Origin of the sequence: Sphingopyxis sp. FD7 (genome assembly GCF_003609835.1) — a bacterium.
Lineage (GTDB): Bacteria > Pseudomonadota > Alphaproteobacteria > Sphingomonadales > Sphingomonadaceae > Sphingopyxis.
The window spans coordinates 612822-624625 of sequence record NZ_AP017898.1 but is presented as its reverse complement, the minus strand read 5'-3'; the positions used below and the strand labels follow the sequence as shown (position 1 = coordinate 624625).

Annotated in this window: 10 protein-coding genes; 7 read left to right on the top strand and 3 right to left on the bottom strand. The window is 67.5% G+C overall.

The window, feature by feature from the left end; translation table 11 throughout:
- Window positions 1-118: 118 nt before the first annotated feature.
- The 6 genes from SPYCA_RS02925 to SPYCA_RS02900 all read left to right on the top strand — a co-directional run bounded on the left by SPYCA_RS02925 (window position 119) and on the right by SPYCA_RS02900 (window position 5572).
- Window positions 119-1327, top strand: coding sequence for a hydrolase (locus SPYCA_RS02925; protein WP_120218868.1), 1209 nt, complete (start codon window positions 119-121; stop codon window positions 1325-1327).
- Window positions 1324-2325 (top strand): arginine N-succinyltransferase, encoded by a 1002-nt coding sequence (locus SPYCA_RS02920; RefSeq protein ID WP_120218867.1) that lies wholly within the window; start codon window positions 1324-1326, stop codon window positions 2323-2325. Before SPYCA_RS02925 ends, SPYCA_RS02920 begins: the two co-directional genes overlap by 4 nt.
- Before the next feature lie 45 nt (window positions 2326-2370).
- Window positions 2371-3618 carry an N-succinylarginine dihydrolase gene (locus SPYCA_RS02915; protein WP_120218866.1) on the top strand — a complete coding sequence of 416 codons (1248 nt, stop codon included), beginning with the start codon at window positions 2371-2373 and terminating at the stop codon, window positions 3616-3618.
- Window positions 3619-3624: 6 nt separating this feature from the next.
- Window positions 3625-4296: an MnmC family methyltransferase gene (locus SPYCA_RS02910; RefSeq protein ID WP_120218865.1), complete on the top strand. Its 672-nt coding sequence runs from the start codon at window positions 3625-3627 to the stop codon at window positions 4294-4296.
- A 190-nt stretch (window positions 4297-4486) separates the two neighbouring features.
- Window positions 4487-4726, top strand: coding sequence for a hypothetical protein (locus tag SPYCA_RS02905; RefSeq protein WP_120222116.1), 240 nt, complete (start codon window positions 4487-4489; stop codon window positions 4724-4726).
- A gap of 93 nt (window positions 4727-4819) precedes the next feature.
- A complete protein-coding gene (locus SPYCA_RS02900) occupies window positions 4820-5572 on the top strand; it encodes an alpha/beta fold hydrolase (protein WP_120218864.1) in 753 nt (250 codons plus the stop codon).
- On the opposite strand, the gene SPYCA_RS02895 is transcribed toward SPYCA_RS02900, so the two are convergent.
- From SPYCA_RS02895 to SPYCA_RS02885, 3 genes are all read right to left on the bottom strand, one after another.
- Window positions 5526-6569: an alpha/beta fold hydrolase gene (locus tag SPYCA_RS02895; RefSeq protein ID WP_120218863.1), complete on the bottom strand. Its 1044-nt coding sequence runs from the start codon at window positions 6567-6569 to the stop codon at window positions 5526-5528. The two genes, SPYCA_RS02900 and SPYCA_RS02895, sit on opposite strands and share 47 nt — an antisense overlap.
- A 58-nt stretch (window positions 6570-6627) precedes the next feature.
- Window positions 6628-8286, bottom strand: a complete 1659-nt coding sequence (locus tag SPYCA_RS02890; RefSeq protein WP_120218862.1) for an MFS transporter — start codon at window positions 8284-8286, stop codon at window positions 6628-6630.
- Window positions 8287-8443: 157 nt separating this feature from the next.
- The gene (locus SPYCA_RS02885; RefSeq protein WP_120218861.1) at window positions 8444-9835 is read right to left on the bottom strand and encodes a DEAD/DEAH box helicase; all 1392 of its coding nucleotides are present in this window, start codon (window positions 9833-9835) and stop codon (window positions 8444-8446) included.
- Between the two features lie 467 nt (window positions 9836-10302).
- Here SPYCA_RS02885 and SPYCA_RS02880 point away from each other — a divergent pair, with 467 nt between their 5' ends.
- Window positions 10303-11775: a glycerol kinase gene (locus SPYCA_RS02880; protein ID WP_120218860.1), complete on the top strand. Its 1473-nt coding sequence runs from the start codon at window positions 10303-10305 to the stop codon at window positions 11773-11775.
- Window positions 11776-11804 lie beyond the last annotated feature (29 nt).

The following is an 11804-nucleotide window of genomic DNA, read 5'->3' as shown; positions in this document are numbered from 1 at the left end:
GCGATATTCCGGGGCGCCATAACCGATCCCGCATCCGAAACCAGCCACGCGGGGCATGACGGCGAGAAAATCGCAGGCGGGGGTGCCAAAGCGGCGCGCCGCTCGCTATAGCCGCGCCATGGCATCCGTGACGACAACCGAAGAGGCGACGCTCGAACGCGCCGCCGATGCGCCGATGCTGGCGCAGGTCGAACGCTGGGCGGCGGTGAACAGCGGCACGGGAAATCTGGCGGGGCTGAAGGCGGTCGCGGGTCAGCTCGCCGACGCCTTTGCCGCCTTGCCCGGCGAGGTCCGGCTCGTCGCCCCCGATCCGGTCGAGAGCGTCGATGCCGCAGGGCAAGTGAATATCGTCCAGCGCGGCGACCATCTGCACCTTCGCGTGCGCCCGGAGGCGCCGGTGCAATTGCTGCTGACCGGCCATATGGACACGGTGTTCGCCGCCGACCATCCGTTCCAGACGCTGAAATGGCTCGAGGATGGGGTGCTGAACGGCCCCGGCACCGCCGACATGAAGGGCGGGATCGCGGTGATCCTCGCCGCGCTGACCGCGCTCGAAAGCGCGCCGCTGGCAAGCCGCGTCGGTTATGACGTGCTGATCAACAGCGACGAAGAGACCGGCAGTCACGCCTCGGCGGCGCTGATCGCCGAGCTGGCGCGCGGCAAGACCGCTGCGCTCACCTACGAACCCGCGCTGCCCGACGGCACGCTGGCCGGCGCGCGGCCGGGCAGCGGCAATTTTTCGGTGATCGTCCATGGCCTGTCGGCGCACGCCGGGCGCAATCCCGACGACGGCCGCAACGCCCTGTTGGCGGCGGCCGATCTGGCGCTGCGGCTCGCGAAGCTCAAATCGCCGTCGCTCAAGGTCAATCCCGCGAAAATCGACGGCGGCGGCCCGAACAATGTCGTCCCCGACAGCGCGATCCTGCGCGTCAATATGCGCCCCTCCACCCCCGAAGCGATGGCCGAAGCCGAAAGCGCGCTGCGCGCCGCGGTCGCAGCGGTATCGCGCGAACATGACGTGCATTGCCACATTCACGGCGGTTTCAATCGCCCGCCGAAGCCGCTCGACCCCGCCGCGACGCGACTGTTCGAGCTGGTTCGGTCATGCGGCGCCGCGCTGGGCATCGACATTGCCTGGAAAGCGACGGGCGGCGTGTGCGATGGCAACAACATCGCCGCCTGCGGCATCCCCGTGGTCGACACCATGGGCCCGCGCGGCGGCGCGATTCATTCATCGGACGAATTTCTGATCACGGGCAGCCTTGCCGAACGCGCGCGGCTGTCGGCGCTGACCATGTTGCGAATAGCGGAACGGGGGACTGTGTGAATTATGTGATCCGGGCGGCCAAGCCGGGCGATCTGCAAAGCATTTACGAAATGGCGAAACTGACGGGTGGCGGTTTCACCAACCTGCCCCCCGACAAGAAAGCGCTGCGCGCCAAGCTCGAACGCGCCGAGGCGAGCTTTGCGTCGGAAAAGGAATATCCCGCCGACGAACTGTATCTGATGGTGCTCGAGGATCTCGACAGCGGCGAGGTGCGCGGCACCTGCCAGATTTTCGGCCAGGTCGGCCAGCGCTGGCCCTTTTATTCCTATCGCATCGGCACCGACAGCAAGCACAGCGAACAGCTGGGCCGCACCTTTCACGCGCAGGTGCTGATGCTGAGCAACGATTTGAACGGCGCCAGCGAAGTCGGCGGATTATTCCTGCACCCGGCGGCGCGCGCCGGCGGGCTGGGGCTGCTGCTCGCGCGCTCGCGCTATCTTTTCATCGCCCGCCACCGGGCGCGCTTCGCCGACCGTATCCTGGCCGAGCTGCGCGGGGTGATCGACGAGGCGGGCGGTTCGCCCTTCTGGGACGGGGTCGCGGGCAAGTTTTTCGGGATGAGCTTTCAGGAAGCCGACCAGTTCAACGCGGTCCATGGCAACCAGTTCATCGCCGACCTGATGCCCAAGCATCCGGTCTATATCGCGATGCTGCCCGAAACCGCGCGCGCGGTGATCGGCGTTCCGCACCCCACCGGGCGCGCCGCGATGCGGATGCTGGAGAATGAGGGCTTCGCCTTTGAAAATTACATCGACATTTTCGACGGCGGCCCGACGATGACCGCGCGCACCGACCAGGTGGCGAGCATTCGCGACGCAAAGCATGTCGAGGTGGCGGGCATTGCCGAAGATGGCGAGGATGCGCTGATCGCAACGGGGCGGCTGGCGGATTTCCGCTGCTGTTTCGGCAAGGTCGATGCCGAGGGCCGGATCGACGCCGACGCCGCGCGGATATTGAGTGTCGGCAAGGGCGACGCGATCAGCTGGATCGGACGATGACGAAAGCCCCTCCCCTTCAGGGGAGGGGTTTGAGAGGGGATTTTCATGCTCACCGAAATCAATTTCGACGGGATCATCGGCCCGACGCATAATTATGCCGGGCTCAGCCGCGGCAATATCGCCTCGGCGAGCCATGCGGGCGACGTGTCGCAGCCGCGCGCCGCCGCGCTGCAGGGCCTAGAGAAGATGCGCCACAACCTCGCGCTTGGCCTGCCGCAAGGCTTTTTCGTGCCGCTCGACCGCCCGGACGCGCCATGGCTTGCCCAGCTTGGCACCTCGCCCGAAGCGGCGGAGGGCCATTTGCGCGCGCAGGCCTGGTCGGCCTCGTCGATGTGGGCGGCGAACGCGGCGACCGTCTCGCCCGCACCCGACTGCGCCGACGGCAAATGCCACCTCACCGTCGCCAACCTCGTCACCATGCCGCATCGCAGCCACGAATGGCCGGGGACGCTGGCGCAGCTTCGCCTGGCCTTTGCCCACCCCTCCTTTGCCGTGCATGCGCCGATACCCGCCCCCTTCGGCGACGAGGGCGCGGCGAACCATATGCGGCTGTGCAGCGGCCATGACGGCGCGGGCGTTGAAATCTTTGTCTATGGGTTAAGCGGCGGCCGCTTTCCCGCGCGCCAGCATCTCGACGCCTCGAAGGCCGTGGCGCGGCGCCACCGGCTCGATCCGGCGCGCACGCTCTTCATTCGTCAGTCGGACACGGCGATCCAGGGCGGCGCCTTTCACAACGACGTGGTGGCAGTCGCGAATGAGCATGTGCTGTTCACCCACGAAACCGCGTTCGAGGATCGCGAGGCCGCGCACGCCGAAATCCGCGCGGCCTTTCCCGCGGTCGAAATCGTCGAGGTGCCCGCGAGCGCCGTCAGCCTGCCCGACGCCATCAAATCCTATCTGTTCAACGCCCAGCTTGTCAGCCTGCCCGAAGGCGGCATGGCGCTGGTGCTGCCGACCGAGGCGCGCGAAACCCCCGCGGTGTGGAGCTGGCTGGAGGAGATGATCGTCGGCAATGGCCCGATCCGCCGCCTGCTGCCCGTCGATGTGCGGCAATCGATGGCGAACGGCGGCGGCCCGGCGTGCCTTCGGCTGCGCGTCGTCGCCGATCCCGCCACGGTCGATCCGCGCTTCATCGCCGACGAGGGGAAGCTCGACCGGATCGCCGCGGTGGTTGCGGCGCATTGGCCGGAGGCGATCGCGCCTGCGGACCTCGCTTCGGCGGCGCTGCTCGACGATGTGCGAAAGGCGCGGGCCGCGCTCCTCGACGCGCTAGACCTCGCCGAGCTTGGCTGACGCGACTTGCAGATTCGCGAGCTGATCGACACCGCCCCCGTGCCCGGCGGCGAGGAGCTTCGCCTGTTCCGGCGTGGCGACGAATATATCATCGCGATCGGCGGCAATGAGCTGATGAGCAGCCGCATGAGCGGTTCCGAAGAGGCGCTGGCGGTGATGAGCTGCGAGCGGCTGGCGAGCACGGCAAACGCCCACCTGCTGATTGGCGGCTATGGCATGGGCTTCACGCTCCGCGCCGCGCTCGCCGCGCTTGGCCCCGACGCAGAAGTCACCGTTGCCGAACTGGTCCCCGCGATCATCGGCTGGGCGCGCGGGCCGATGGCCACACTGGCGGCGGGCTGCCTCGACGATCCGCGCGTCGATCTGGTCATCGGCGATGTGGCGGCCGTCATTGCGGAGGGACGCGGGCGTTATGACGCGATCCTGCTCGACGTTGATAATGGCCCCGACGGGCTGACGCGCGCCGCGAACGACGGCCTTTATTCGCCCGCGGGCCTCGCCGCCGCCAAGGCCGCGCTGCGGCCCCGCGGCACCCTCGCCATCTGGTCGGCGGCGCCCGACGCGCGCTTCGCCCGGCGGCTGGCAGGGGCGGGGTTCAGGGTCGAAGAGGTCGGCGTACGGGCCCGCGCAGGCGGCAAGGGCGCGCGGCACATCATCTGGTTCGCGCACAGGGGTTAAACGGGCTGGCGGTATCGACCGATTGCAGCCGTCGCGATCCTCCCCGGAACGGGGAGGCACGGCCGCTCCCCCCACCCCAAACCCTCGTCCCTTGCCTTCTCCTGTCGGGTTAATTTACAATTTACCATCTCCGCCGCTCGGCGAATCCCGGATTCGCGCGGCTGGCATGGCGTTTGCTTGGATACTGACGATGCTCAAGAAGATCGGCCGCCTGTTCGTCATCAAGACCCGCCTTGAGGCGTGCCTCATCATCTATGCACTCGCCGTCGGGGCGATGGCGCGAGGGTCCGCCTATCTGCACGAATATCCGGGGCTTGGCGGCAAGCTGCTGATGCTCGCCTGCACCGGCGCGGTATTTCTGGCGGGCGCAAAGATTTTCGATTGCCTGCGCTATGAACAGGCGGCGGCGGCTGCAAAGGACGGCGCCTGATTTTCTTACCCGTCATCCCGGCGAAGGCCGGGATGACGAATGCAAGGAAGGGCGGACTTTCATGCGTCACCGACTTGTGCCAGGGCGCGTTGCATGAGCAGGATCGGCGGCCGCCCGGCCATCAGCACCCAGCATGTCTATGGACTGACGCTGCGCATCGCGCGCTGGCGTGAAGGCGCGCCCGGCACGCCGCTGCTGTTCCTCAACGGCATCGGCGCCGACATCGCCGCCGCCGCGCCGCTGCTCGCGCAGATGCACGGGCGCGAGGTGTGGACGCTCGACATGCCGGGGGTCGGCGCCTCGCCCGATGCGCTGCTCCCCTATGCCGCGCCGACGATGGCGGCGGTCGTCATGGAGATCGCCGGGCGCTTCGGTCACACGGCGCTCGACATTGCGGGTTTCAGCTGGGGCGGCGCGCTGGCGCAGCAGATCGCGATCCAGTTTCCGGGGCGCGTCCGCCGCCTGGTGCTGATGGCGACGACGCCCAGCGTCGGCGCGCCGGGGATCGGCTGGGCCGCGCTGCTCGACGACGACATGCTCGCGAGCGGGCTGAAACTGCCGACGGCGACGCCGCTCGGCCTCGCCTATCAGTCGATGGCGATGGCGGGGTGGACGAGTGCGCCAATGCTGCCGCGGCTGAAGGATGTGCCGGTGCTGGTGCTGATGGGCGAGCGCGACGGCGTCGTGCCCGCCTGCCACGGTCAGGCGATCGCCGACCTGATCGACGGCGCGGTGCTGGAAGTGGTGCCGGGTTCGCACCTCTTTCCCTTCACCCATGCCGCGACCGTCGCGGCGCGGGTCAGCGCGTTTCTGGATCAGCCGCCCGTATTGCAAGCCGCCGCTTGAGGAAGTCGGCGATCGCCGCGGCGGTCGCGTCGGGCGCTTCCTCCATCGGAAGATGCCCGATACCCGGCAGCAGCAGCACCTCCGACCGCGCGATGCGTTCGTGGAAAGTCTGTGCCGCGCTTGGGTTGATGATCCGGTCCCGGTCGCCGAACAGGATCAGCGTCGGTGCCCTGATCTCCCCCACCCGCGCCGCCATTTCGGGCTCGCGGCTGGTCCGCGCGCGGATCACCGTCGCCGCGCGATTGCCGGGGAAGCGCAGCAATTCCCAATAGCGGTCGATCATCGCTTCGTCGACGATGTCCTGCTTCTCGACCGAGCCCAGCAGCGACTGTTCGACAAGCATCCGCGGGGTGATCCGCGTCGCGAGCCAGCGGCCCAGGGGATATTCGAGCAGGCGAAAACCGACGTTCGATTCGGGTGGCCGCTCGCCCTTGCGAAGCGGCATTCCGGCGGCGTCGATCAGCAGCAGCGCATCGACGCGCGCGGGGTGTTCGAGCGCATAGCGCCACGCGATCCAGCCGCCCATCGAATTGCCGCCGAGGATGAACCGGTCGAGCTCCAGCCTTGCCGCGACGACATCGACCGCATCGATCATCGCCGACGCGCTATAGTCGCGGCCGGGGATCGCGCCGGTCAGTCCGTGCCCCGGCAGGTCGAGCGTGACGATGCGGTAATCGCCGCCCAGCCGATTCACCAGCGGTTCCCATGTATGCAGACTCGCGTTCGATCCGTGGAGCAGGATGATCGCGGGGCCGTCGCGGCGCCCCTGATCGCGGTAGTGGATGCGCTGCCCCGCCGGCCCCGCGGCGAAGGCGGCGTCCGCCCCGCCATATTTGGCGATCATCGCCGCGCGGTCGGTGTCGGGGGTCAGGAGCAGCAGGAAACCGACGACGAGCGCCGCCAGCACCGCGAGCGGGATCAGGACGCGCTTGCGCCGGAAAAAGGGCCGCCGCGGCGGTGGCGGCGGATCGAAATCCAGGTCGTCGTCGATGCTCATCCAGCCCCCCTCAAGGCCGAGGGGAACCTAGCGCACGCCCTCCCGACGTCAATATCCGCTATTGATGGATCGACCGGCGGAAGGTTTCGGGCAGGAACAGCAGGCCTACGACCAAAGTGATCAGCGCGACTATCACCGGATACCAGAGGCCGTAATAGATATTGCCCGTCGCGGCGACCATCGCGAACGCCGTCGTCGGCAGGAACCCGCCGAACCAGCCGTTGCCGATATGATAAGGCAGCGACATGGCGGTGTAGCGGATGCGGCTGGGGAAAAGCTCGACGAGCAGCGCGGCGATCGGGCCGTAGACCATCGTCACGAGCAGCACGAGGTAGAAGAGGATCGCGACGACGAGCGGCTTGTTCATCGCGTCGGGGTCGGCCTTGGCGGGATAGCCCGCGGCGGCGGTCGCGGCGGCCAGCTCGCTTCGGAAGGCCTCGATGGCCGCGGCGCGATCTTCTTCGGCGATCCGCCACGGCTCGGGCGCGATCAGCACGCGATCGCCGATCCAGACATCGGCGGCATCGCCCGTGTGGCGCGGCCGCGTCACGCTGGTGTAGCTGACCCCGGCCTTGGCAAGCGCCGATTTGGCAATGTCGCAGCCGGTGCTTTCGAACTTTTCCTTGCCGACGGGATCGAACTGGAAGGCGCAGGCGCCGGGGTCTGCGGTGACGCGCACCGCCGCGCGCGCCTGCGCCTTTGCCATCGCGGGATTTGCCGCTTCGGTCAGCATCTGGAACGCCGGGAAATAGGTGAGCGCCGCGAGCGCGCAGCCCGCCAGGATGATCGGCTTGCGCCCGACCTTGTCGCTGAGCCAGCCGAAAAAGATGAAAAAGGGCGTGCCGAGCGCCAGCGCGATGGCGATCAATATGTTCGCGGTCGCGCCGTCGACCTTCAGCGTCTTTTCGAGGAAGAAAAGCGCATAGAATTGCCCCGAATACCAGACCACCGCCTGCCCCGCGACCGCCCCGAACAGCGCGACGAGCACCCATTTCAGATTTTCCCAGCGCCCGAACGCCTCGGTCAGCGGCGCCTTCGAGGTCGTGCCCTCCGCCTTCATCTGCTTGAACACCGGGCTTTCTTCGAGCTGGAGGCGAATCCAGAGCGAAATGCCGAGCAGGACGATCGAGATCAGGAACGGAATGCGCCAGCCCCAGTCGGCGAACGCCGCCTCGCCCATCGCCGAACGGATGACGATGACGACGCCGAGCGCCGCGAACAGCCCGAGCGTCGCGGTCGTCTGGATGAAGCTGGTGAACAGCCCGCGCTTCCCCTCGGGCGCATGTTCGGCGACATAGGTGGCGGCGCCGCCATATTCGCCGCCGAGCGCGAGGCCCTGCAGAAGGCGCAGAAGGACGAGCAGGATCGGCGCGGCAACCCCGATCGACGCATAGCTGGGCAGCAGGCCGACGAGGAAGGTCGACGCGCCCATCAGCCCCATGGTCACCAGAAAGGTGTTCTTGCGCCCGACAAGGTCGCCGATGCGCCCGAACACGAGCGCGCCGAAGGGCCTGACCGCAAAACCCGCGGCAAAGGCCGCGAGCGCGAAGATGAAGCCGGTTGTTTCGTTGACGCCGGAAAAGAATTGCGCCGAAATGACCGTCGCGAGCAGACCATAGAGGTAGAAATCATACCATTCGAACACCGTGCCGAGCGACGAGGCCAGGATCACCTTGCGCTCGCTCTGGCGGGTGTCGATTGTCGGGCTTTCGCTCATCCTGTGTCCCCGTCATCTTATCGATGCGAGGGTAGCTGACCGAGGCATAGCGTCAATATCGTCATTGCGAGCGAAGCGAAGCAATCTCCAGCTATCAGCCTAAGCTAGGGCCGATCGCTGGGGATTGCCGCGTCGCTCCTCGCAATGACGGTTTACATCAACCGACGCGCTTCACCGCGCCCTTGTGCGCGCCGACCTTGCCGCCGCGCGGGTGGAAGCGGCGCTTGCGCTGCGGCTGGCCGTCGGTTGCCGCACCGTCGCGGCGCGGGCCGCGCTCGCCGCGCGGCTGGCCTCCATCGCGGTGCCCCGCGTCGCGCTGGCGCAGCGCTTCCTCGCGCTGGCGCTGGGGATTGCGGCCCTTGCTGCCGGTATCGCGCGGCGGCTGGACCGGCTTGGGCAGGCTTCGCACCAGTTCGCCGAAATTGTCGGGCAGCGGCATCGGTTCGGCCCTGGTCCGCGTCACCCGCTCGATGTCGCGCATATAGGGCCGTTCGTCAGGCGCGATGAAGCTGATCGCCTTGCCCTCGGCGCCGGCGCGCGCGGTGCGGCCGATGCGGTGGACATATTGTTCGGGAACGTTCGGAATCTCGAAGTTGATGACATGGCTGACCCCCGACACGTCGATACCGCGCGCGGCAATGTCGGTCGCGACGAGCAGCTTGATCTCGCCCGAACGAAAGGCCTGGAGCGCCTGGGTGCGCTGGCTCTGGCTCTTGTTGCCATGGATCGCCATCGCCTTGATCTTCGCACCGGCCAGGTGGCGCACGACGCGGTCGGCGCCATGTTTGGTGCGGGTGAAGATCAGCGCGCGGTCGATGTCCTCGCGCTGGATCACCGAGGTGAGCAGCGCCTGTTTTTCTTTCTGTTCGACGAAGGTGGCGAACTGCCGGATCTTTTCCGCGGTCGTCGCCTGCGGCGTGACCGACACGGTGACCGGATCGTTGAGGAACTGGTCGGCAAGCCCCGCAATCTCCCTGGGCATCGTCGCCGAGAAAAACAGGTTCTGGCGGCGCGACGGCAGGATTTTGGCGATACGGCGCAGCGAGTGGATGAAGCCCATGTCCATCATCTGGTCGGCCTCGTCGAGGACGAAGATTTCGACATCGTCGAGGCGCAGCGCGCGCTGGTCGATGAGGTCGAGCAGGCGGCCGGGCGTGGCGACGAGAATGTCGACACCCTGCGCGAGATCGCGGATCTGCTTGCCCACCGGCACGCCGCCGAACACGGTCGAGACGCGCAATTTGGTGAAACGGCCGTAATCGCGACAGCTCTGCGCGATCTGGGCCGCCAGCTCGCGCGTCGGCGAAAGGACGAGCATCCGGCAACCGCGCGGGTTGGCGCGGTGCGGACAGGTCAGCAGATGGTGGATCGACGGCAGCGAAAAGGCCGCGGTCTTGCCGGTGCCGGTCTGCGCGATGCCGCACAGGTCGCGGCCCTGTTTCAGCACCGGGATCGCCTGAAGCTGGATCGGGGTCGGCTGGCTATAGTTTTTGGCGGCAAGCGCGCGATTGATGTCGGCGTGCAGGCCAAAGTCATTAAAAGTCGTCATAAATACTCACATAGAGCGACGCGCAGGCGCATCCGTTCGCTCGCGAACGGACGGCGCACGGGCCGCGGGCTCGAAACGACCCGCGTGAAAGGGTGCCTCTTCAGGACAAAGCGCGCTTCCGGCTCGTCCCGCGCCTCTTTGGGGCGGGAAAATCACGCTGCCGGTGGTTGCGGCGGATAAGCCCGCCATGCTGCGCTGCACAATCATATGACATGGGTTGCGCGCCATTGCAAGATAATTGCGCGGCATTTTCGCTGGAGGAAGACAGGGATTCGCGCAGAGGCGCAGAGATTCTGGTTCGCGCGGAGACGCGGAGACGCGGAGGAACTTGAGTGGAGGTTATCGGCGGCTTCGCCCCCCTATTCTCTTCTCTGCGCGCTCTGCGCCTCCGCGCGAATCTTATTCCAACTCTTGTTCCAACCGGCGCCCTTTGGCAGGCTCGCCATCAAAGCTTTGGGAGATAATAGGTGACCGAAAAGATCATCGTCATCGACGAGGGCACGACCTCGACCCGCACGATGCTGTTCGGCGCCGACGGCACGCCGCTCGGCAGCGCGCAGCGGGAAATAAGCCAGCATTATCCCGCTCCGGGCCTTGTCGAACATGACGCCGCCGAGATCTGGGAGGCGACGCTCGCCTGCACGCGCGAGATGATCGCCCGCGCGGGCGGGCCGGATCGTGTCGCGGCGATCGGCATCACCAACCAGCGTGAGACGGTGGTGTTCTGGGACCGCCGGACGGGCGCCCCGCTCGCCCGCGCGATCGTGTGGCAGGACCGGCGCACCGCCGCCGACTGCGCCGCGCTCAAGGACGCTGGGCACGAGACGATGGTGCAGCGGGCGAGCGGATTGCTGCTCGATCCCTATTTCTCCGGCGGCAAGATTGGCTGGGCGCTCCGGCATTGGCCGCAGCTCCGCGAGGCGGGCGACCGGCTGGCCGTCGGGACGATCGAATCCTGGCTCGTCTATCGGCTGACCGGCGGCGTGCATGTCACCGACGCGACCAATGCGTCGCGCACGGCCTTGATGGCGATCGAGCGTCAGGGCGGCTGGGATGCCGGACTTTGCGATCTGTTCGGCGTACCGATGCGATTGCTCCCCGAAATTACCGGATGCACGACAACCGTTGGCACGACCGACCCCGCCCTCTTCGGCGGCGCGATCCCGATCTGCGGCATGGCCGGCGACCAGCAGGCGGCGACAATCGGTCAGGCATGCCTGGCGCCGGGGCAAACCAAGGCGACATTCGGCACCGGCGCCTTCATCCTGTCAGCGAGCGGGCGGGCGCGGCCGGTTTCGGAGAATCGTCTGCTCGCGACGGTCCTGGTGCAGGAAGGGGACGTCCGTTCCTATGCGCTCGAAGGATCGGTATTCGTCGCGGGCAGTCTCATCAAATGGCTGCGCGACGGCCTGGGTCTGCTCGCAAGCGCGGGCGAAAGCGAGGGTTTGGCGCGATCGGTCGCTGACAATGGCGGCGTCTATCTCGTCCCGGCTCTGTCGGGGCTGGGGGCGCCGCACTGGCGGCCCGATGCGCTGGCGGCGCTCTCGGGCCTCAGCTTCGCCAGCACCAAGGCGCATGTCGCGCGCGCGGCGCTCGAGGCGCAGGCCTATCAGGCGCACGACCTCAAATCCGCCTTCGCCGCGGACGGGGTCGACTGGGCCGAACTCCGAATCGACGGCGGCATGGCGGCGAACGACTGGATGGCGCAGGATCTGGCCGACATGCTGGACCTGACCGTCGAGCGGCCCGATTTCGTCGAGAGCACGGCGCTCGGCGCCGCCATGCTCGCCGCGACCGGCGCGGGGCTTTACCCCGACCTCAAGACCGCGGCGCAGGCGATGCGCGGCACCGCGACGCGCTTCACGCCCGCAATCGACGCCGGGCAACGCAAAACGCGCCTTGCCGGCTGGCAAAGCGCGCTTGCAAAGGTTCTGGGGTGATCGTCGTCCCGGCGAACGCTGGGACCGCT